We start from the raw sequence: 22032 nt of genomic DNA, 5'->3' as shown, positions 1-22032 counted from the left end.
GCTTCGGCACCGCGCGTGGCATGCCGATTGAAAGGTGTGGTTGATAAGCTTGCCGGCGAGACCGTTGGCCGACTACCTACACGATGAACAAGAAAATACTGGCCGCGTTGTCACTCTGCGCCGCGCTGCCCGGCGTCGCCCTCGCCCAATCGATCGCCGCGCCGACACTGAAGCCCGGCGATACCTGGACCTACATCAACACCGTCGAAATCGGCCCGAACGGCTGGCGCCAGTCGCGCGACGAGGTTACCGTGCAGCGGACGACACCCGGGCACATCTACATCGAAACCCGGCAAAGCGGCACGACGCAAGCGCCGCACGAATTGATCGTCGACGCGGACTGGAGCCGCGCGCGCAGCGTCAACGGCACGGAAACCGTGGTGAACCGCCCGTTCGCGTTTCCGCTGACGGTCGGCAAGACCTGGGCAATCAGTTATGCCGAGACGAACCCGAATCCGCAGCATGCGTCGGAAGCGTACGACACGCATTACAAGGTCGTCGGCCGCGACACGGTCACGGTGCAGGGCGGGAAATTCGATGCGATCAAGATCGAGGCCGAAGGCACGTGGAAAGCGCAAAACGCGCCCGGGCAGTCGATCACGTCCGGCTTGTCCCGCACCGTGAACGGCTCGACGATCCTGATGCAAAGCCACAACAACGGCACGGCGGAACAGACCGGCAAGACTTACAAGGCGTTCTGGTACGTGCCGGCGGTCGGACGCTGGGTGAAGTCGGTCGAGGAGTACTACGACTCGAACAGCATGCGCACCGCACGCTATACGAACGAACTGGTGTCGTACCGGCGCGCGGGAACGGAAGGCGGCGCGCAGCTGCCCGCTCAGCCCGCGCCCGCCCCGATGGCGCCGGAAGGCACGCCTCCCGGCGGTCAATGACCCGGCGCGCGCCCGCTTACGTATAGAGCGACGCCGGCGGCAATTCCCCGGTCAACGCGAACCGGCCGACGTCACGCAGCCGATAGTCGAGCGGATCGTGCAGCGTATGCGTACGGGCGTTGCGCCAGAAGCGGTCGAGGCCGAGCGACGCGGCCGTGGCGCGCGCGCCGCATGCGTCGAACAGCGCCTCGCCGTTGTCGAGCGCCGCGCGCTGCGCGACGATCTTCGCCTCCGAAACCGCGAGCGCCACCTCGGCGCGCTCGTCCGCCGTCAGCGCATCCTGCCGCGCCCACGCGCGCTGCAACGCGGCCGCCGCGCGATCGGCCAGCGCCGCCGCGGCGATCGCCCGCACGCGCATGTCGCCGAAGCGCTGCAGCGTGTACGGATCGTCGCTTGCCTGCGCGACCTCCGACTGTATCCATGGGCGGCCATGCTTCAGCACGTAGTCGCGCGCTTCCGCCAGCGCACCTTCCGCGAGCCCGACGAACAGGTTCGTCAGCACGAGCTGCGACACGAGCGTGCGCAGCGTCGCGCGCGGTGTCGGCGGCGCCTCGGAGCGGTGCAGCACCTCGTCCGGCGCGAGCGTCACGCCGTCGAAGCTCACGCTGCCGCTGTCGGTCTGGCGCTGGCCGATCGGGTCCCAGTCTTCGTTGACCGTGATCCCCGCGCGATCGGTCGGCACCACGCCGAACACGGTGCGGCCCGCTTGCGGATCGTGCGCGGACACCGTCATGCGCTGCGAGCCGCGCGTGCCCGAACAGAAGCCCTTCACGCCGTCGAGCCGGTAGCCGCCGTCGGGCGTCGCGGTCGCCGCCAGCCGCGTGTCGAGCGGGTTGACCGCATTGCCCCACCACCAGCGATGCTCGACCGTGCCGCGCAGATAGCGTTCGCGCTGTGCCGCGCTACCCCACACGTCGACGCTCACCACCTGCAGGATCTGGAACCCGACCAGATGCGCGAGCGCGCTGTCGACGCGCGCGATCCGCCGGATCGTGTCGTAGATCGCCGGCCACCCGGCTTCCTGCCCGCCGAATTCGCGCGGCACCGCGAGCGTCAGCAGGCCCGCGTCGGCGAGCCACTGCTTTTCCTGCGCGGCGTGGCCGCCCGCGCGATCGCGCGCGGCGGCGGTTTCGCGCAGCGTTTCGATGACGCGCGCCAGTGCGTCCGGATCGACGGCTGACACATCCGTTGCAGCGGCGAGCGTCGCCGGGCCGCGGGGATCGTTCATGCGACGGCTTCCTGTTCCTGGGTCGAGACAGCTTCCGACAACGGCACGAGTTTCCCGAGTTCGCGCCTGCCGGTCAACCGCGCGAGGATCTCGCGCCGCCAGTCGTCGTAGATCGCGCGGTATTCGGCGATATCCGCGCCGAACACGTGCGCGGTGTGCGCGTACTCGTCGTGCAGGTAACCGTCGAGCCGCGCCTGCGTTTCCTCGTCGGCCGCGATCACGCGATCGATCAGCGCGTCGCGTTCGGCGGCCGGCAGCGCCTTCAACGTGTCGAACCACCACTGGACGATCTGCACGCGATGCCACTCCTCGTCCGGCCGGATCCGGTTCTCGCCATGCTCGCGCATCGCGCTGTCGCCGATACGGCCGGTCTTGCGCTGGATCCACAGCTTCGCGAGGATGTGCAGCTCGTAATGCCACTCGAACGCGAGAAAGCCCGCAACGTCGCGCACCGCGATGTCGCCGATGCGCGCCCAGTGCGCGGCGACGAGCCGGTCGATTTCCGGCAGCGGATCGCGCCCCGTCAGTTCGGTCACGCGCTCACGGCCGATCACCGCATGCGCGCCGTCGTCGCCGAGCTGGCGCGACAGGATCAGCTGGAAATGCGGGTCGTCGCGGAACAGCGTGTCGATCGCCTTCGCGACGACCTGCACGATGAACAGGTCGTGCGACGCCATCTTCGTGTAGTAGTCGGCGACGGCGGCCAGTTCGTCTTCGCCGCGCGGCTCGCGCGGCGGTGTCGCCAGCTTGTCCGGGAAGCCGGGACGATGGCGTCGTGCGACGTCCAGGAACAGTGCTTCCTCGAATTGTCCGTTCCATTCGCGCGGCGCGCCGATGGGTAAGGTCATGGGTATCGTTCTCTCAGGGTCTTCAATGAAAAGAGCCGGCGCTTGTGGCGCCGCTCAGGTACGCCGGGTCACGCGTCGGACCAGGCGGTCGCCCGTGATTTGCACGGCCGAAACGAGTGCGATCAGGATCACGATCACGGTCGCCATGACGGTCGTGTCGAAACGCTGATAGCCGTAGCGGATCGCGAGATCGCCGAGCCCGCCCGCGCCGACGGCACCCGCCATCGCGGTCGAGCCGATCAGCGCGACGACGGTGATCGTGAAGCCGCCGAGCATGCCGGGGAGCGCCTCGGGCAGCAGCACGTGCCAGACGATATGGCGGCGCTTCGCGCCCATCGCGAGCGCGGCCTCGATCAGCCCGCGATCGACTTCGCGCAGGCTCACCTCGGCGATCCGCGCGAAGAACGGGATCGCGGCGATCGACAGCGGCACGACGGCCGCCCATACACCGATCGTCGTGCCGATCAGCACGCGCGTGAACGGCAGCAGCGCGACGAGCAGGATGATGAACGGCGTCGAGCGGAACACGTTGACGAGCGCGCCGAGCACCGCGTTCACGCCGCGCCGCTCGTAGATGCCGCCGGGCGCAGTCGTCACGAGGATCACCGCGAGCGGGACGCCGAGCAGCGCCGCGACCGCGGCCGACGCGGCGACCATCGACAGCGTGTCGCGGATCGCGTCGAGCAGTTCGGGCCACCAGAGGTCAAACATAGCCGAGCACCTCCGCGTGATTCGCGTGGCGGCGCGCGCGTTCGAGCAGCGCCGCCACCGCACCGCCGCGGGCCGCCGGCTGGCCGGCGTCGTCTGCGCGCGGCGCCGCCGCGATCACGAGCCGCCCTTGCGCATGCCCCTGGATGCGCTCGATCCCGCCATGCAGGAAACGCACCGAGCCGCCGAGCGCCGCCGCGAGCGCGCCGACATCCGGCTCGCCGCCGCTCTCGCCCGTATAACGGACGTCGAGCACGACCTGCGCACCGTCGGGCAGCGCGGCCTGCTCGGGCAGCGGCTGCACGCGCGCGGCCAGTTCGGCCGGCAGGTCGTGCACGAGCGTGCTGAGCAGTGCGCGCGTCGCGCCGTGGCGCGGATCGCCGAACACGCGCCACACGGGGCCCGTTTCGACGACTTCGCCTTGTTCGATCACCGCGACCGTGTCGCACACCGCGCGGATCACTTCCATCTCGTGCGTGATCAGCACGATCGTCAGCCCGAGGCGACGGTTGATGTCGGCGAGCAGCGCGAGGATCGACTGCGTCGTCTCGGGATCGAGCGCCGAAGTCGCCTCGTCGCACAGCAGGACCTCGGGATCGTGCACGAGCGCGCGGGCAATGCCGACGCGCTGCTTCTGCCCGCCCGACAGGCTGGCCGGATACGCGTCGCGTTTCGCGGCGAGCCCGACGAGTTCGAGCAGCGCCTCGACCTTGCGCACGCGCTCGGCCTTCGGCACGCCGGCGATCTTCAGCGGCAGCGCGACGTTCTCGAACACCGTCTTCGCGGACAGCAGGTTGAAATGCTGAAACACCATGCCGGTGCGACGCCGCAGTGCGACGAGCCCGTCCTCGTCGAGCGCGCCGACGTCGACGCCCTGTACGCGCACGCGGCCCGAGCTCGGCCGCTCGAGCCCGTTCACGAGCCGCAGCAGCGTCGACTTCCCCGCGCCGCTGCGGCCGATGATCCCGAACACCTCGCCGCGCCGCACGTCGAGCGTCACGTCGCGCAGCGCGGCGGCCTGGCCGCGCGGCGTCGCGAACACCTTGCCGACCTGCTCCAGCGACACGGCTGCACCACCGGCCGCCGCGGCCGCCGCGTCATGCGGGGCAACGGTGCCGGCACGCGCGGCCGATGCATCGACGAAACCCAGCGTATCGAACAATTGCGTCATCGCTTCGCTCCGTCACGTTCAGGCATGCGCGGGATGCTCGGGTTCGGATGCCGGCACGGCAGCCGGCCGGTGCTGCGCGCCCGTGTGCCACGCGGGCAGGCGCGGGCCCGCGCCGAACAGCTTCTCGCGCAGCGTCGGCGCGGGATCGTAGTCTTCCTTGTAGACGCCGCGGTTCTGCAGCTCGGGCACGACCCAGTCGACGAAATCCTCGAACGACTCGGGCATCACGGTGCGCGTCAGGTTGAAACCGTCGATGCCCGTCTCGTCGATCCACGACTGCAGTTCGTCCGCGACCTGCGACGGCGAGCCGACGATCGGCGCATACCGGCCGCCGAGCGACATCTGTTCGAGCATCCGCCGCACGGTCCACGTGCCGGTCGTGCTCTTGCGCGAGATCGCGTCGACGGCCGACTGGATCGAGTCGGTCTTCACGTACGAGATCGGTTCGTCAAGGCCGTACTTCGCGAAGTCGATGCCGGTCGAACTCGCGAAATGCGCGAGGCCCGCTTCGGGGCTCGCATAGCGCCGGTATTCGTCGAACTTCTCGCGCGCGAGAAGTTCGGTCTCGGCCGTCACGACGCTCACGCCGGCAAAGATCCTGATCGACGCCGGATCGCGCCCCTGCCGCGCGGCAGCCGCACGGATATCGAGCGCCGCCGCACGCGCTGCGGCCTTGCTCTGCCCGTTCACGAACACGCATTCGGCGTGACGGCCCGCGAACTCGACGCCGCGCGCGGACGAACCGGCCTGGTACAGCACCGGCGTGCGCTGCAGCGACGGCTCGCTCAGGTGGATCGCATCGATCGAATAGAACGGCCCGTCGTGCTTCACGCGCCGCACCTTGCCCGGCTGCGCGAACACGCGCGCCTGCGCATCGCGGATCACCGCGTCGTCGTCCCAGCTCTGCTCCCACAGCTTGTAGACGACGTCCATGTAATCGTCCGCGCGCTCGTAGCGGTCGTCGTGACCGATCTGCTGCGCGAGGCCCATCCCGCGTGCGGCGCTGTCGAGATAACCGGTGACGATGTTCCAGCCCACGCGCCCTTTCGTCAGGTGATCGAGCGTCGACATGCGGCGCGCGAACAGATAAGGCGGCTCGTAGGTCAGGTTCGCGGTCACGCCGAAGCCGAGATGCCGCGTGACCTGCGCCATCGCGGGCACCAGCAGCAGCGGATCGTTGACGGGCACCTGCACCGATTCGCGCAGCGCGGCATCGGGGCCGCCGCCGAACACGTCGTACACGCCGACGATGTCCGCGAGGAAGATCCCGTCGAACTTGCCGCGTTCGAGCGTTTTCGCGAGGTCGGCCCAGTAGTCGAGATCGGTGTAGTGCGCGGAGCGGTCGCGCGGATGCGTCCACAGCCCATGGTTGATGTGCCCGACGCAGTTCATGTTGAACGCGTTGAGCAGGATCTTCTTGCGGTTCGCCGTCGTCATGTGAGCGCCTCCGTCACCACGCGATCGCGTACAGCGAGCCGAACGCGTTGTCGAGCGCCTTGCGCACGGCCGGCGACTGCTGGTAGATCGCGATGAACTTGCGAATGCGCGGATCGTTCACGCTGTCCGGCCGCACGACCCACTGGATCGCGAAGATCTTGTTCTCGGTGCCGTCGAACAGCAGCGCGCTGTTCGGGTCGGTCGTGCCGGCGAGCTTGATGAAGCTCGGGTAGCCCTGCGCGAGATCGACGTCGTCGAGCGAACGCGCGAGTTGCGATGCCTCGAGCGGGATGATCTTCAGGTGCTTCGGGTTCGACACGATGTCGTGCGTCGTCGCACGGTAGTCGGCGCCCGGCTTCAGCTTGATGAGCCCCGCGCGCTGCAGCAGCAGCAACCCGCGCCCGCCGTTCACCGGATCGTTCGCGATCGCGACCTTCGCGCCGTCCTTCAGCTCGCTGAAGCTTTTCACCTTCTTCGAATAGAGGCCGATCTTCATGATCGTGCCGGGCGCGATCGACACGAAGTTGTAGCCGCCCTGCTTGTTCGCGTTCTCGAGGAACGGGATGTGCTGGAAGTAGTTGACGTCGATGTCCTTGTTCGCGAGCGCCGCGTTCGGCGTATTCCAGTCGGTGAATTCGACGATCCGCACGTCGAGCCCCTGCGCCTTCGCCTCCTTGGCGGCAACCTTCAGCGCCTCGATCTGCGGGCTCGTCGAAATGCCGACCTTCAGCGGCGCGGTGTCGGCCCGCGCACCATTGAGCAGTGCGACGCCGAGCAGGGCGGCGGCCAGCAGGCGCGCGACGCGGCCGGCGGAAAGACGGGCGGAAAAAACGGCATGCAGCATGGGAACCACTCTCCTGTCCAAAGACGGTATCGACGGATGAGCGACGCCGCGGCGAACGCGCGGGCGTTCTCCGGACACGGGTCAAGCACGTCGGAAAAGGATCAGCCGATGATAGAGAGCGGAGCGGGGGCGGTCTACGAAGCGATTGTGCGAAGAAAATCGCGCGCGGCGATATGGCCGGCGGCCACGCAGGATCGGCGGCCCGACCGGGCGCCCGGCCGAAATCTCGGCCTGGACGCCGGGCGAATTCCGAAATCTCGGCCAGCCGGCCGGGCCGTCATTTCCGCAGACGAAATAAATCCCTTATGAATCAATGGATTAAAAATATTCCGTCAGGCTGCATTTCTGGCATGGGGGTTGCGTAATAGACGGCACACGATGCCGCGAAGCGATGCAGGCATTCCAACATCAGGAGACACGTCTTGCAGACCTCTATCCATACCCCGTCCCATCCGGAGCCGGTTTCCAACGCCGTCGCCGCCCCGCGCGAGCGCTTCTGGCCGGAAGGCTGGTGGAAGCTGATGGAAATCCGCATCGGCATCATCCCGCTGCCCGTCTACTTCATCCTGCTTGCGCTGATCGTCGGCTTCTCGGTCACCGGCAAGGTGCCCGGCGAGATCTCGATGGCGATCGCGGTACTCGCGTTCTTCGGCTTCACCTGCGCGGAACTGGGCAAGCGCCTGCCGCTCCTGCGCAACATCGGCGCCGCCGCGATCTTCGCGACCTTCGTGCCGTCGGCGCTCACGTACTACCACGTGCTGCCGAAGCCGGTGCTGAACCTGACGGTCGAATTCACGAAGTCGACCAACTTCCTGTACCTGTTCATCGCGTCGATCATCGTCGGCAGCATCCTGAGCATGGATCGGCGCGTGCTGATCCAGGGCTTCGTGAAGATCTTCATCCCGCTCGCGGCCGGCTCGGTCGCGGCTGCGATCGTCGGCACGGCGGTGGGTACCGCGCTCGGCCTCGGCGCGCGCCACACGCTGCTGTACATCGTCGTGCCGATCATGGCGGGCGGCGTCGGCGAAGGCGCGATTCCGCTGTCGATCGGCTATTCGGAACTGATGCACCTGCCGCAAGGCGAGATGTTCGCGATGGTGCTGCCGCCGGTGATGCTCGGCAGCCTGACCGCGATCATCCTGTCGGGCGCGCTCGACATGCTCGGCAAGCGCTTCCCGCACCTGACCGGCAACGGCCGCCTGCAGGTCGGCGAATCGGGCGACATGACGCCCGAGAACGAGGAAATCCGCGGCCACGTCGACGTCTCGCACATCGCGGGCGCCGGCATCACGGCGATCACGCTGTACCTGGTCGGCCTGATGGCGCACAAGCTGTTCGGCCTGCCCGCGCCGGTCGCGATGCTGTTCCTCGCGGTGCTCGTGAAGCTCGCGCGCGCGGTGTCGCCGCCGCTGCAGGAAGGCGCGTTCGTCGTCTACAAGTTCTTCTCGACCGCCGTCACGTACCCGCTGCTGTTCGCGATCGGCGTCGCGATGACGCCGTGGGACAAGCTGACCGCCGCGTTCACGATCGTCAACGTGGTCACGATCGTGTCGACCGTCGCGACGCTGATGGGCACCGGTTTCGTGGTCGGCCGCCTGATGAAGATGTACCCTATCGACACCGCAATCGTGAACGCCTGCCACAGCGGGCAAGGCGGCACCGGCGACGTCGCGATCCTCACGGCCGCGAACCGGATGCAGCTGATGCCGTTCGCGCAGATCGCGACCCGCATCGGCGGCGCGATCGTCGTCACGGTCACGCTGATCCTGATCGCACACTTCGGATGACGCGCCGCCGCGCGCTCCGTCGCGCAGGCCGCTTCGCACGCGCCGCCGCCGGCCTTGCCGGCGCGCGGCGCGCGTCGTTCGGGGCGTCGCTCCGGGCGGCCGGTTGCGGGCTTCGATGAGGGCGAACGTGCAGAAGAGCTTCAAGGGAATCCCGTGGTGGGGCTGGGCATCGGCCGGCGCGCTGTACGTGTGCGTGGCGGCCGCGGCCGTCGATTTCGCGTGGGAGCGCGCGATCGACGCGCTCGAGGAAACCGGCGCGCACCGGCTCGACCTGTATGCATCGAGCCTGAAGAGCGAACTCGGCCGCTTCGAGATCCTGCCCGGCCTGGTCGCGCGGCAGGACCGCGTGCGCGCGATGCTGAAAGCCGCGCCGCACGATGCCCCCGAGCTCGTGCACACGGTCGACACGTACCTCGAAGCCGTAAACCGCGACGCGGGCAGCGGCGCGGTCGACGTGATCGACCTGCAGGGCGACGTGATCGCCGCCAGCAACTGGAACGAGACGCTCAGCTTCGTCGGCACCAACGTGTCGTACCGGCCGTATTTCAAGGACGCGCTCGCGCGCGGCAGCGGCCGCTTCTTCGGCATCGGCACCAATACCGGCGTGCCCGGCGTCTACTTCGCGAGCGCGGTGCGCGACGACGGCGTGCCGATCGGCGTCGCCGCCGTGAAGATCAGCGTCGACCCGCTCGAATCGGCGTGGCGCGCGCCGGGCGTCGCCGCGATGGTCGTCGACGGCAACGGCGTGGTCGTGATCTCGACCGAACCCGCGTGGAAATTCACCGCGCTGCGCCCGATCACCGCGCAGCAGCAGCGCGACATCCAGGCGTCGCGACAGTACGCGGGCCGCACGGTCGACGCGCTGCCGTACCGCCGCATCGGCGACCGCAGCGCGGCCGCATGGTTCGGCACCTTCCCCGATCCGCGCCACGCCGGCCGCACCACACGCTATCTCGTGATGTCGCGCCCCGCGCCGCAGGCCGGCGATTCGCTGATGGTGCTGCTCGACATCGCGGGGGCGCGGCGCCAGCAGCAGACGGCCTTCGTGTTCGTCACCGGCGCGTTCCTGATCGCCGCGCTGCTGGCCGGTTACGCGATCCAGCGCCGCCGCGCGATCGTCGCGCGGCTGAACGCGCAGGACGCGCTGCGGCGCGCGAACGACCGGCTCGAGCTGACCGTCGCGCAGCGCACGGCCGCGCTGACGGCCGCGAACGAACGGATGCAGCGCGAGATCGTCGAGCGCGAGCGCACCGAGCAGCGGCTGCGCGCGTCGCAGCAGGAAGTCGTGCATGCGGGCAAGCTCGCGGTGCTCGGGCAGATGGCCGCCGGCCTCACGCACGAGCTGAACCAGCCGCTCGTCGCGATCCGCACGCTGTGCGACAACGCGCGCACGTTCTTCGAGCGCGGCCAGCCGGCGCCGGCGCTCGCCAATCTCGAACGGATCGGCAAGCTCGTCGACAGCATGGCCGTGCTCACCGGCGAGCTGAAGACCTTCGCGCGCAAGCCCGACGTCGAGCGCGTCGCGGTCTCGCTGAACGAGGCCGTCGCACATGCGCGGCTCATCTACGATGCGCGGATCCGCGACGAAGGCGTGCAACTCGACGTGCACATCGCACCCGGCACCGCCGTGTCGGCCGAATCGAGCCAGTTGCAGCAGGTGATCGTGAACCTGCTCGGCAACGCGCTCGACGCGGTCCGCGACGCGCCCGTGCGCCGCATCGTCATCGAGGCCACCGGGCCGGACGAAGCCGGCCGTGTGCGCGTCACGGTCGCCGACAGCGGCGCGGGCATCGCGCCCGAGGTGCTGCCGCACCTGTTCGAGCCGTTCGTCACGACCAAGCCGCGCGGCCAGGGCCTCGGGCTCGGCCTCGCGATCACGTCGCGCATCGTCGAGGCGTTCGGCGCGAAGATCGCCGCGACGAACCGCGACGAAGGCGGCGCGCAGTTCAGTATCGAATTCGCGGCGGCAACGCTGCAAAGGACAGAGCATGGAAGATGAGATTCGGGTGCTGGTCGTCGAGGACGATGAAAACGTCCGGATCGGCGTCGAGCAGGCGGTGGCGCTTGCCGGCTTCGCGGTCGATGCCTTCGCGTCGGCCGCCGACGCGCTTCATCACGTTGCGCCCGGCGCGCCGGTCGTGATCGTGTCGGACGTGCGGATGCCGGGCATCGACGGGCTGCAGCTGCTCGATCGCGTGATGGCCATCGACGCGCAGATTCCCGTCGTGCTGATCAGCGGCCACGCCGATATCTCGACGGCCGTCGGCGCGATGCAGGTCGGCGCGTACGACTTCATCGAGAAGCCGTTCTCGTCGGACGTGATCGCGGGGCGCGTCGCGCGCGCGGTCGAGAAGCGCCGCCTGACGCTCGAGGTGCAGGGCCTGCGCGCGGCGCTGAACAACTGGCAGGGCATCGAGGCGTTCGTGCTCGGCAAGTCGCCTGCGATGGCCGACGTGCGCAAGAAGATCCTGCGCCTCGCCGATACGTCGGTGTCGGTGCTGATCACCGGCGAAACGGGCACCGGCAAGGAACTGATCGCGCGCAGCCTGCACGACTTCGGCGGCCGGCGCGACGCGCATTTCGTCGCGCTGAACTGCGGCGGCCTGCCCGAGCAGGTCTTCGAAAGCGAACTGTTCGGCCACGAGGCCGGCGCGTTCACGGGTGCGATCAAGAAGCGCATCGGCAAGATCGAATGGGCGGACGGCGGCACGCTGTTCCTCGACGAGATCGAGACGATGCCGGTTCCGCTGCAGGTCAAGATGCTGCGCGTGCTGCAGGAGCGCGTGGTCGAGCGGCTCGGCGCGAACGAGCTGATTCCGGTGGACTGCCGCGTGGTCGCCGCGTCGAAGGCCGATCTTGCCGAATTGGCGGCCGACGGCCGCTTCCGCGCCGACCTTTTGTATCGCCTCAACGTCGCGCAGATCGAGCTGCCGCCGCTGCGCGAGCGGCGCGAAGACGTGCCGCTGCTGTTCGAGCATTTCGTGCTCGCGGCCGCACGGCGCTTCGGGCAGCCGGCGCCGGTCGTCACGGCCGCGCAGGTATCCGAACTGATGACGCACGCATGGCCCGGCAACGTGCGCGAGCTGCAGAACGTGGCCGACCGCTTCGTGCTCGGGCTGACCGGCGACAGCCTGCTGTCGTCCGGTGGCACGCCGGCCTCGGGCGGCACGCTCGCGGAGCAGCTCGCGTATTTCGAGCGGATGCTGATCGAGGACATGCTGCAGCGTCACAACGGCAACGTCGCGGAGGCCAGCGAAGCGCTCGGCATGCCGAAGAAGACGCTCTATCACAAGCTGCGCAACCTGCGGATTCCCGCGCGCGGCGACGCGGCGGCCGATGGCGGCGAATGACGCGAACGAGGACACGCACGACAGCATGGATCGCATCGACATCACCGAACACGGCCGCGTCGCCGGCCACCTGATTCGCGGCGTCACGCGCGCGCAGAAAACCTTCCGCCCGAGCGACTGGCCCGAGCGCCTCGCGGGCGTCATCACGCTGTTCGTCGGCGAGCGGCGGCCCGGCTATCCGTGCGCGCTGTCGCGGCTCGCGATGCCGGTTGTCGACCGCGGCGTCAAATGCCTGTTCGTGTCTGACGAATTGCGCACCGTATGCGTGGACGCCTTCGACTTCGCGATGCAGTTCGCGGCCGACAACGACCTCCCCGTCGAACTTCAGACCGCGCCCGCGCTGGCGGTGCGCTGACGCGCACATAGCGCTCGGCGGCTTAAAACCTCCAACAAAACGAGGCATTCGTGAAAATCGCCGCTTGCAACATCTGCCAGCAACGGCTTCAATATTTATTGCTTTAGCGCCTCCACGCGCTCGCACATCAAGGTATCCGCCGCGAGCCTGCGCGGCCATTCTTCTCGATCTAACGTGTGATCGTTTCCACCGTGGGCACGGTCGATGATCGAGCTTCAACCACTCGTCGCTGATCCTGCATCAGCCAACGTATCAGCGGCGTCGCGATAAAGGTACTCGCAATGGCCATGATGACAAGCATCGTGAAGGTCTGCTTTGGGAGCACGCCGAGATCGTAACCAATGTTCAATGCGATCAGTTCCATCAATGCGCGCGTATTCATCGAAACTCCGATGGCTGCCGCGCTCCGTCGGCTTTCCCCCATGATGCGACTGGCGATATAGGTACCACCGAACTTCGCAACGAAGGCGAGCATGCATACCAAGCCAAAAACCACCCAGTCATGCAGTGTCGCCAGGGATCCCACGTCGGTTCGCAACCCCGTATAAGCAAAGAAAACGGGGATAAAAAACACGTGTACGAAGCCGCTTACCCGCTCGTTCCACTGCGCCACAAATTGTCGGTTTTCATGCAGTGCAACACCGATCACGAAACCACCGATGATGGCGAAAATACCCAGGTTACTCGTGATCGACGCCGATACGAGTAGCGTCAGGAGTATCCAGGCAATCGCGCTCGTACTCAATTGCCGTTCCGCGACCAGGACGCGCGAAAGCCAATACCGCATTGCGGGGCGCACGACCAACAGCACGGCACCGACGTAACCAAGCACCAGCAATGCGTTGAGTGCAAACTGCGCGGGATCAAAACGCGATATGACCATCGTGGAAACCGCGCCGAGCAACAGCCACCCAAAGATGTCATCAATCGCCGCTGAGCCGATCGTCAGCGCCGCCGTCCGTGTGTGCGATAGACCAAGCTCCATGAAGATCCGACCGAGAATCGGAATAGCGGTGATCGATATGGCCGTAGCAAAGAACAACCTGAACGCAAGCAGATCGGGGCGTGGCTCGGCGAGCGTCTCCCATAGCCACGGAGCAGTGACAAAACCCAACGAAAATGGCACGGCCACACCCACGATACTGATCACCGCAATGGCCGACCGCCCCTGCCGCAACTGCACCTTGAAATCGAACTCCATCCCGATACAGAAGCAAAAGAAAGCTATCTACCCATTTGAATCTAAAGCGTTTTTTAAATTCGCCTTAGGTGCTTGGACATAAACTTGGACATACGTTCATGCCCTGGCGCTTCGTGGACGACCGTGGATAGCAATGGAAACGCCCAATGCCACGGGAAAGCGGGTTCTGTGGATATCTTCCGCTGCCAATCGCCGGTCAACGCTGGCCAAGAGACAGGCCCTGTCTCTCATGGAGGCCAGATGTGCTTGATTCTAGCCTCGAAGCCCACTTTTTTCACGCCCTTGTTCGCCCGTAAATAGGGGCGGGCGCATGCCGGATTGTTCGACGACACGAAAGCAGGCTTCGGCTGACATATGGCCCATCTGGCTACCTCGCCAGGACCGTATGGAGTCTGAGCATGTTCGACCAAACCAACCCCTCGTCCAATGATTCGCGTGCCTCGGCTAATCCCCGCTCGCCTGGCAACGTCAGCGTGCCGCTGGCCTTGCTGCTTGATGAGCGGCTGACGCCGCTGGAGCGCAATGCCTGGATGGTCTTTCGCGCCCGTGTGGGTGAAGACGGCACCAGTGCCCTGCCCAACTACGAACAGATGCGCCCGTTCCTAGCCTGCAAGGCAGGCAATCAGAGGGCAGCGTACGAAACGGCCTCGCGCACCGTCTGCGTGCTGCGCATGACGCGCTGGGTGCATCTGGCGGGGCATCGCCGCGACCCACTCACCGGCCAGGTGCTGAACACACTCTATGCCGTGCATGACACTCCTCACTCATGCTTGGAGGTGTGTGCCTCGGACCCCGAGTACATCGAGTTGTTGGAGCGCTCGGTCGCGCATCCCAATCATGTCGTGCGCTCGGTGGCGATCGGCGTTCTCAACGAACTGGCGGCGGACGGGGACTTGCCCGCGCCTCTGCGCAAGCGCATTGCCTTGGCGCGCTCGTGGTCGGGGTTCGGGAATGACGACGACACCAGCAACCCGCCTGCGCCACCACGGGGGAAAGCACCTTCGCCGGCCGTCCACAGTGACGTGGGTTCGACCACATCGAAGGCTGATTCGCCAGTACGTACGTACCGCGCAAGCGCGCAAGAAAGCGACCCATCAACATCGGCGTCCCCGCGGCGGCTGCCGCCATGCCTGGACAAGATGGCACCGGACCAGCACCGCGATGTGCAGATGGCCTTGCAGCGTCTGCCAAGTGAGCACCAGCAAGATGTGCTGGACGAGTTGGAGGCCCGCGTGCAGTTGGGTGACCGGGGCGACCATATCGCGCTCAAGGGGAGTTGGACCAAGGGCGGGCGCGAGCGCACCGTGCCGATCACGACAACCGAGCAGCGGCGCGTGCTCGACCTGGCGCACCAGTTGGCTGGCGCGGGCTCGCTGATTCCGGCGCACAAGAGCTATATCGGGCAGCGCCGCACCTACGACGGGCAGTGCAAGGCGGCGGGCCTGAGCAACATGCACGGCCTGCGGCATCGGTACGCGCAGGATCGTTACGAAGCGTTGACAGGCTGGAAGGCACCTGCCGCGGGCGGGCCTTCGGCGCGCACGTTGACGCCTGCTCAACGCGCGCTGGATGCGCAGGCGCGGCAGGCGATCAGCCGCGAGCTGGGACACAAGCGGACGCAGATTACGGCGGTGTACTTGGGGCGATAAGCTTCGTTGCCCGGTATCGCCTTGGTCAGCATCAAACTCACCACCCTCCGAATTCAAAATCATCCATGATTCGCCGAAGAGCAACAGAGTCCTCGCCGTCAGGATTCGTCTCATGCATCTGCTCAAAACATAGCTCGGCAAGGTAAAACTCGTCTGGATTTCTTATCTTTCCTCGTTTGATGATTTTTTGAATCTTTTCCGACTCCCTTTCAAAGAATCCTGGAATTTCAGATTCCACCGCCTTGATGTACTCATTCATGAGTGACTTGCGGATTTCGATTGGCTGGGCGCGAAAAATAAAAGGTGTTTCGCGAATTGCCTGCTTAAAACCAGCAACCAAATCGGACGGCTTGAATTCTATTTCTTCACCATTGACATAACGCTCACACTCTCCGCGAGCTGCGTCCATCCTCTTTTTGAGCAGTCGAGCATCGCCAGCATCGAGCGATTCGAATATCCTTTCTATTTTATTGAGCGCACCCATTAGTCGAAGCACTTCTTGCTTTGTTTTTGATATTTTTCCCATTCCCTCTCATTTCCAGTATCGCCTTCAGCGATGAAGCAAACTCAGCAGACTCCACAAAAGACAAGGGCGAGATCAAGCTTATCATCGAGGCGATGCTCTATCAGAAAATAAATCCTACCCCGTCGCTACTTATCATTAATTATCTCATGATAAAATTTAGAATTATCTTTCATGAATCGCATGAAGTCATTTTTAATATAAACCCCATCTACCTCGTAGAAACTAAGCTCATATTTACAATCTTCGTGACTAACCACCGTCATCAGGTCTCGCCCATTGCCGTCTTTTAGGCTGTAGGCCAAAATATTCTTGCTCACATTCAGCTTATATCCATTGATTGAGTATCCATGCTCGCTGCCGTAGGCTTGCAGGACTTTTATCACCTCGTCCCTATAATCCCCCTTCGTGACAATCGACGCCCCGCCCCTGGCAGATATGTGCGTATAAGTTATGCCATATTTAAAAAAAACAAGGGCACCCAACACCAACGCAGCCATAATTGCCAAGACTTTCATTTTCCACACACCTCGGATTTTATTGCCGCATCTAGGCTATTAAATCCAGGGCGATATAGCTTCATATTCAGAAGCGCTCTAACAGATCTAGGGATGCCATACCAAGACCCTGAGCTAGTAGTTCCCTCGCCAACGCTCTTTACGAATATCTTATTGTCTTCGGTCACTATTGATCGCTCAACGTATCCAGCGGAAAATATGTGATCTTCCTCAGTAACGTTGTAGAGCTTCATTTTAGAATCGTCTACGTAGTGGGAAACAGTGCCACCGTTCAACCCTGCGAATCTAATTGCAGTCTGATCCCGCGCTTTAACTTCACTCGACGGATCCCATCCTGGTGCCGGATGCCTCTTTAGCGAGCGCCATGCATTGCCCGCCGTACACGAAGGGCAGCTATTAATCGCGCAGAGTTCCGTCTTCATCATGTAGTAGTGGTAATAGCCGCCGCTCTCGTCGTATTCGCCAGCAGACATGTTGGGCTGGGCTTGCAAGCCAAGCGCATCCGTATTGGTGATTGGATTTCTTGCATAAGCATGATTGTGTACCCCACCTGCATATCCAATCGGGTCCTTGCTGACGAACCGCCCCACCTCCGGATCGTAGTACCGATACCGGTTGTAGTGCAGCCCCGTCTCGTGGTCATGGTACTGCCCCTGGAACCGAATCGGGTTGCGCAGCTCGACCCGTCCGTCCAACGCCTTGCGCAGCGCCTCTTTCACTACGCCCCACGCACGATACTCCGCCGCCCACGCAATCTCGCTATGCTCGTCCGTCAGTTCCAGCGGCGTGCCGAGTTGATCGCACTGGTACCACGCCAGGCTGTCGATCGGCGGCGCTGGCGGCGGCGGTAGCCACAGCGGGTCTTCGTCCTGCCGGTAGTAATCGCCATACTCCGGCTGGTCGAGCAGTTCGATGGCGTCCTGCCGCACCGCCTGCGCCACCGGCACAAAGCTGCCCGGCTCGTAGACGTAGTGCGTGGTGCGCGCGCCGAAACCATCCTCGTCGGCGATCTTGCTCTCCCACGCCAGCGTGTCGCCGTCCCACCCGTACAGCGTGAAGCCGCATTGCAGCTCGCGGTTGCGCTTCACCCGTTCGCTACGGTTCCAATGCGGCCCTGCCTCGCGGCGTTCCTCGTAGTGGGCCTTGCTGTACTTCGTCAGGCGCCGGCCGAGGGCGTCATAGCTGTAGTCTGCCTGCAGGCGCTCGTCTTCGTAGTGCGTCAGGCGGTCGAACAGGTCCCAGGTGTAGCGGCTTTCCTTGCCCTGGTGCCAGCGCTTGCTGAGGTTGCCGCGCGCGTCGTACTGGTAGTGGGTGCCGGCGTACTGCTTGAGCAGGTTGTCCAGCGCCTTCGGACGCGGCATGTGCTGGCGCTCCGCCTCGCGCTGTTCGGCCGGATCGATCAGGTTGCTGGCCGGGTCGAACGCGAAGGTTTCATGGCCCAGGCGGCTTTGTGCCTCCAGCAGCCGGCCCACCGGATCGTAGCGGTAGGCCAGTTGGCCGCGCCGCGTGTCGTTGATGTCGGTGAGCTGGCCGCTGGTGTCGTAGCGGTAGCGGCGCACCAGCAGGCGGCTCGACCCCACGGGCTGAAGCATGTCGCGTGCCAGCACCTGCTCGCTCAGGCGGCCCATGGCATCCCATTGCTGCGTCTGCAGCAGGCGGTTGCCCTGGGTGCGGACGATTTCGCGGTGCAGGTCGTCGCGCTCGTAGCTGACCAGTTCGCGCTCGTCCAGTTGCAGGGCCAGCAGGTGGCCACTGCCGTAGGTGAGCCAACTTACGCGGTGGCCATCCGGGCGCACGGTGGCGGTGCGCAGGTTGTGCGCGTCGTATTCGTGCTGCCATACCGCGACCAGCGGCTTGCCGAGCCGGGTGTAGTGCTGGTGCTCGCGCACCAGGTTGCCAGCCGGGTCGTGGAACCATTGCAGGCGGCTGTGGGCGTTGGTTGCCAGCGCCAGGTTGCCGTTGCCGTCGTAGGCGAAGGTTTCTACCTGCCAGTCCCACTCGCCCGGTTCGGCATCGCCGGTCTGCAGTGCGGCGCGCCGCTCGGCCAGACGGCCCATCGCGTCGAAGGTGTAGGCGGTGATGCGCTGGCCGTCCACTGCGCGCGCCAGCTTGCCGGTTTCCTTCTCGTACTCGTAGCGGGTAGTCGCGCCGTCAAAGCCCGTTTCCGCGAGCAGGCGGCCCATCGGGTCGTAGTGGAACTCCGCATCGCGGCCGTTTTCGTTGCGCAGCGCGGTGAGCTGGCCGAGCTTGTCCCACTGGTAGCGCAGGGTTTGGCCAGCGGCGTCGACGCGGCTGGCCAGGAGCCCGGCCTCGGTGTAGTCCCATTCGGTGCGTCTGCCCAGTGAGTCGATGTGGCTCAGCAGGCGGCCTTCGGCGTCGCGCTCGAAGTGCTCTTCGCTGTTGTCGGCGTGGCGGATCGCGGCGAGCTGGCCCGCATCGTAGCGGTAGCGGGTGACGTTGCCTGCCGCATCGGTGAACTGCACGAGCTGGCCGCGCTCGTCATAGGCCCATTGACTGGCCTTAGCCGAGCAGTCGACGTAGCGCGTGAGCTGGCCGTTGGGGTTGTATTCGAGCTGCTTGGTCTTGCCGCTGGCGTCGGTGATGCCGATGGGCAGGCCCATCAGGTTGTAGGCGTATTCGGTCTTGTTGCCGAGCGGATCGATGGCTTCGATCAGCCGGCCGCGCGTGTCGTAGTCGCGCAGCCAGAGGCCGCCCTCGGCATCGCTGATCTTGATGAGCTGGTCTTTCGTATCCCACGCGTAATGCACCACCGTGCCGTCGGCACGGATGTGTTCGAGCAGGTTGCCGACCTCGTCGTAGGCGTAGCGGTCGTCGCTGCCGTCGGGACGGATGTAGTGGACGACGTTCTTGGCCGGGTCACGAAACAACCACTCCGACCGGCCGTCTGGATAGGTGATGCGGCTGGTGTAGCCAAGGCTATCGTAGTAATGCCGTGTTTCCTGCCCGTGGGCATCGGTGACGTAGGTGAGGCGGATGTCCTCGTCCCACGCCAGGCGCACCGCAAAGCTGCCGTCGTCGGCCCACTCATGCACGGCGCGGGCATCGGGGCCTTCGCCCTGCCATTCGAGGTTCATGGCGCGGCCGGTGCGGTCGGTGTAGCGCGTGATCAGGTGGTGCTGGTACTGGTAGGTCCAGACGGCGGCGTTCTCGTCCTGGGCCAGCGTGAGGTCGCCCGCCTCGTCGTAGCGATACAGGCTCAGGCGGCGCTGGGGCTCGTCCTCGCCCATCAGCCACAGGCCGATGAGGCGGCCATGGGCGTCCACGTTAGTGCCGAGGTGGGTGTGCGGCTGGCTCGGGTCGTCCTGGTAGGTGACGAGGTCGGAGAGCACCACGCGCTCGCCCACACGGTGGTCGTAGCCCAGCAGCAGGCCCGCGCCGCCGCGCAACTCGATCTGCGTGAGCAGGTAGCGGTCGCCGTGGCGCTGGTAGGTTTCGCGGCGCTCGAAGCCACGGCACAGCACCAAGCTGTTTTCGCTGACCCGGATCAGCGTAAGGTTCTCGATGCGGTCGTCGTGCGCTTCGCCGATCTTGGGCTGCGGGTAGTCGAAGCTGCGGCCATCGGCACCGTGGTAGCGCAGGCCCTCGCCAACCACATCGAGGCGCGTGGTGTACGGGGTGATCCAGCGCGCACCGAGTTCACCCGCATCGTAGGCTTCCAAGTTGGAGCGGTAGGTGCGCGTCCAGGCAAGGGGGAACGGCCCGGGCAGCGCGAAGTCGGTGTGCGAGAGGGTTTCGGTGCCCGTGGCAAAGCTGATGCTGCTGCCGCTGCCAGACGGTGCGCCGTTCTTGCACCTATTGGGGTCTTGCTCGGCGGGCCGCTCCTTGACCCGCACATCGAGGGACTCGCCGGGGCGCTGGCTCCCAGCGATGCTGGTCGCGTCGGGCTTGATGTTGGCGCTCTGCCCGGCACTCGTTTTCCGGGCCTCAAGCGAGCGGACCAGTCTCGCCGCAACCCACCCCACGCTGCCAGCTTGCGCGGCCTTGCCCTGTTGCCGCACCTGCTTGCCCAACAACGCGGCGAACTGGCGTAATGCCTGGGCGTTGGTGCCGGCCAGCGCCGGCGACTCAAGGGGCGAACGCTGTTCGAGAGGGGGGCGGGCAGCCGCGTTACTGCGAAGGAATTGATGGGCCGCGTCGTAGAGGTTGGAAAATGCAGCGGCTGGATCGCGCAGCGCTGTTGCCGATGCGCTTGCCCCAAGGGATTTCGGCGCAGAGGGCTTCGCCCGGACCAGTGCCTCCAAGCCATTGGCAAGGTCCAACAGCAGGCTTTCGCCGAAGGCGGCTGCCGCGTCCAGCAGACCGGGTAGCCTTGACTGCGTTTGTCGCGCGAGATTTTCCAGTTCTCCCTGGATGCTGTCGTTCAGGTTGGTGGCGAGAGTGCGCAACGCTGCCTCGCCTACCAACGAGTCCCCACTTTGCAGGAGTTCCTGCCGCGCCAGGAACAGGGTGGGCCGCAGCACCATGCGGGCAGCGGCGGTATCCGGCGCGGGCATCAGGCCGATCAGGTTGAGGCTGGCGCTGAACCAGTCAGAGGCGTGAGGTTCCGGGTGGGTCGTGAGGGTGACGATATCGCCGAGCAGGTCGGCCAGGTTCAGGATGTTGAGGACTGCAGGGAAATTCCCGGCGGCAGTGTGCAGGCGGTTCAAGTTCGCGCTGCCATGGCTGATGGCGCCCAGCCATTCGTCGAACGCCGAAATGCTGAGCGCCACGTCGCCCAACCGGATCTGGTTGAGCGGCGCGACCGAGATGTGGCGCTCAAGGGATACGTCGGTGGATGTGCTGGATGCTTGGCTTGCCATAGATGCTCCAAGTGGCTGAGCACCTACGGTTGCTGCCGCCAAGGCCGGACTGGCAGCAGGTTCTCAGCAGATATATGGACGTCCGTGGACGTTTTCGCAAGCAAGCCTAGGTATCTGCCGTTCCCCTGTATATGGGACAGGTTCGAAAAGTACAGAGGTCTTGTTTCGAGCACATGCAGGTAGCCCCGAGGCCTGGTACGCCTGAAAAGGCCAAGAGGCCCTGGCTTTACCTGGTGGAACTTTATTCGCCGTCGCCGGCCTGGGAGATTTTGTCAGACGATCACCGTCGTGTATTCCTTGACGGCATTGCCAAAGGCATGGCCGAACTCGGTACGCTAGGTATCGAGATGTTGACGTTGAGCGAAGTTGCCCCCCGACGTCCGACGCTCTACGCATCACCGTTTCGTCGGCATCTGGCGCTTCCCGGATGCGACCGCTCGGGACGCTTTACTCAAGGGCATCCACGATAGCGGCTGGTATCGTTACTTCCATCACGTCAATGCCGCAACTCAGGAAGGCGAACTAGGTGAGCATCTGAATACGTTGGCGAGCTATCGCTAGAATCTCGGGCTTCGTGCCTGCCATGTAGGCCACGCCATGCGCGCCTGTCGTCTTGATCAATAATGTGGCCGATTGCCATACCGGTTGCTCGAAGGCTCGAATGGATGATGTACGGTCGACTGTACGCCTGTCCCCAGAT

General features: G+C 65.2%; 17 protein-coding genes and 2 pseudogenes. 9 read left to right on the top strand and 10 right to left on the bottom strand.

Annotation, left to right across the window (positions count from 1 at the left end; genetic code table 11):
• Nucleotides 1-83 precede the first annotated feature (83 nt).
• Nucleotides 84-893, top strand: a complete 810-nt coding sequence (locus ABIC51_RS03390; RefSeq protein WP_354006351.1) for a hypothetical protein — start codon at nucleotides 84-86, stop codon at nucleotides 891-893.
• 16 nt (nucleotides 894-909) lie between these two features.
• Here ABIC51_RS03390 and ABIC51_RS03385 read toward each other — a convergent pair whose 3' ends face one another.
• The 6 genes from ABIC51_RS03385 to ABIC51_RS03360 are packed head-to-tail and all read right to left on the bottom strand — an operon-like array spanning nucleotide 910 to nucleotide 7129.
• On the bottom strand, nucleotides 910-2121 hold the full coding sequence (locus ABIC51_RS03385; RefSeq protein WP_060083758.1) for an acyl-CoA dehydrogenase family protein: 1212 nt from the start codon (nucleotides 2119-2121) through the stop codon (nucleotides 910-912).
• Nucleotides 2118-2969: a hypothetical protein gene (locus ABIC51_RS03380; protein WP_021159288.1), complete on the bottom strand. Its 852-nt coding sequence runs from the start codon at nucleotides 2967-2969 to the stop codon at nucleotides 2118-2120. Before ABIC51_RS03380 ends, ABIC51_RS03385 begins: the two co-directional genes overlap by 4 nt.
• Before the next feature lie 54 nt (nucleotides 2970-3023).
• A complete protein-coding gene (locus ABIC51_RS03375; protein WP_060083759.1) occupies nucleotides 3024-3680 on the bottom strand; it encodes a methionine ABC transporter permease in 657 nt (218 codons plus the stop codon).
• Complete coding sequence (locus tag ABIC51_RS03370; RefSeq protein WP_354006350.1) at nucleotides 3673-4848, bottom strand: methionine ABC transporter ATP-binding protein; 1176 nt, start codon at nucleotides 4846-4848, stop codon at nucleotides 3673-3675. The genes ABIC51_RS03375 and ABIC51_RS03370 overlap by 8 nt, the downstream gene beginning before the upstream one ends.
• 18 nt (nucleotides 4849-4866) lie before the next feature.
• A complete protein-coding gene (locus ABIC51_RS03365) occupies nucleotides 4867-6285 on the bottom strand; it encodes an LLM class flavin-dependent oxidoreductase (RefSeq protein ID WP_226218747.1) in 1419 nt (472 codons plus the stop codon).
• Nucleotides 6286-6298: 13 nt separating this feature from the next.
• Nucleotides 6299-7129 (bottom strand): MetQ/NlpA family ABC transporter substrate-binding protein, encoded by an 831-nt coding sequence (locus tag ABIC51_RS03360; protein ID WP_027790482.1) that lies wholly within the window; start codon nucleotides 7127-7129, stop codon nucleotides 6299-6301.
• 422 nt (nucleotides 7130-7551) lie between these two features.
• Here ABIC51_RS03360 and ABIC51_RS03355 point away from each other — a divergent pair, with 422 nt between their 5' ends.
• The 4 genes from ABIC51_RS03355 to ABIC51_RS03340 all read left to right on the top strand — a co-directional run bounded on the left by ABIC51_RS03355 (nucleotide 7552) and on the right by ABIC51_RS03340 (nucleotide 12621).
• A complete protein-coding gene (locus tag ABIC51_RS03355) occupies nucleotides 7552-8916 on the top strand; it encodes a 2-hydroxycarboxylate transporter family protein (RefSeq protein ID WP_021156390.1) in 1365 nt (454 codons plus the stop codon).
• 115 nt (nucleotides 8917-9031) lie between these two features.
• The gene (locus ABIC51_RS03350) at nucleotides 9032-10915 is read left to right on the top strand and encodes a sensor histidine kinase (protein ID WP_354006349.1); all 1884 of its coding nucleotides are present in this window, start codon (nucleotides 9032-9034) and stop codon (nucleotides 10913-10915) included.
• Nucleotides 10905-12266 (top strand): sigma-54-dependent transcriptional regulator, encoded by a 1362-nt coding sequence (locus ABIC51_RS03345; protein WP_146253715.1) that lies wholly within the window; start codon nucleotides 10905-10907, stop codon nucleotides 12264-12266. Before ABIC51_RS03350 ends, ABIC51_RS03345 begins: the two co-directional genes overlap by 11 nt.
• A 25-nt stretch (nucleotides 12267-12291) precedes the next feature.
• Complete coding sequence (locus ABIC51_RS03340; protein ID WP_354006361.1) at nucleotides 12292-12621, top strand: DUF3579 domain-containing protein; 330 nt, start codon at nucleotides 12292-12294, stop codon at nucleotides 12619-12621.
• Nucleotides 12622-12790: 169 nt separating this feature from the next.
• On the opposite strand, the gene ABIC51_RS03335 is transcribed toward ABIC51_RS03340, so the two are convergent.
• Nucleotides 12791-13849, bottom strand: coding sequence for a cation:proton antiporter (locus ABIC51_RS03335; RefSeq protein WP_301764105.1), 1059 nt, complete (start codon nucleotides 13847-13849; stop codon nucleotides 12791-12793).
• Nucleotides 13850-14220: 371 nt separating this feature from the next.
• Here ABIC51_RS03335 and ABIC51_RS03330 point away from each other — a divergent pair.
• A pseudogene (locus ABIC51_RS03330) lies at nucleotides 14221-14706 on the top strand (STY4528 family pathogenicity island replication protein); the annotation flags it as partial.
• A gap of 360 nt (nucleotides 14707-15066) precedes the next feature.
• A pseudogene (locus ABIC51_RS03325) lies at nucleotides 15067-15471 on the top strand (integrase domain-containing protein); the annotation flags it as partial.
• Nucleotides 15472-15508: 37 nt separating this feature from the next.
• On the opposite strand, the gene ABIC51_RS03320 reads toward ABIC51_RS03325, so the two are convergent.
• From ABIC51_RS03320 to ABIC51_RS03310, 3 genes are all read right to left on the bottom strand, one after another.
• Nucleotides 15509-15997: a hypothetical protein gene (locus ABIC51_RS03320; protein ID WP_146253717.1), complete on the bottom strand. Its 489-nt coding sequence runs from the start codon at nucleotides 15995-15997 to the stop codon at nucleotides 15509-15511.
• A 125-nt stretch (nucleotides 15998-16122) separates the two neighbouring features.
• On the bottom strand, nucleotides 16123-16512 hold the full coding sequence (locus ABIC51_RS03315; protein WP_175862866.1) for a hypothetical protein: 390 nt from the start codon (nucleotides 16510-16512) through the stop codon (nucleotides 16123-16125).
• A complete protein-coding gene (locus ABIC51_RS03310) occupies nucleotides 16509-21332 on the bottom strand; it encodes an RHS repeat-associated core domain-containing protein (RefSeq protein WP_175862865.1) in 4824 nt (1607 codons plus the stop codon). The genes ABIC51_RS03315 and ABIC51_RS03310 overlap by 4 nt, the downstream gene beginning before the upstream one ends.
• A 131-nt stretch (nucleotides 21333-21463) precedes the next feature.
• Here ABIC51_RS03310 and ABIC51_RS03305 point away from each other — a divergent pair, with 131 nt between their 5' ends.
• Complete coding sequence (locus ABIC51_RS03305) at nucleotides 21464-21802, top strand: DUF6616 family protein (RefSeq protein WP_319002915.1); 339 nt, start codon at nucleotides 21464-21466, stop codon at nucleotides 21800-21802.
• Nucleotides 21744-21893, top strand: coding sequence for a DUF6616 family protein (locus tag ABIC51_RS03300; protein WP_319000661.1), 150 nt, complete (start codon nucleotides 21744-21746; stop codon nucleotides 21891-21893). The genes ABIC51_RS03305 and ABIC51_RS03300 overlap by 59 nt, the downstream gene beginning before the upstream one ends.
• Nucleotides 21894-22032: the final 139 nt, after the last annotated feature.

Source organism: Burkholderia sp. 572, from assembly GCF_040545135.1.
In the GTDB taxonomy this organism is placed as follows: Bacteria; Pseudomonadota; Gammaproteobacteria; order Burkholderiales; family Burkholderiaceae; genus Burkholderia; species Burkholderia cepacia.
Note: the sequence above shows the minus strand (reverse complement) of the source record. Positions and strands in the feature narration are given on the sequence as shown.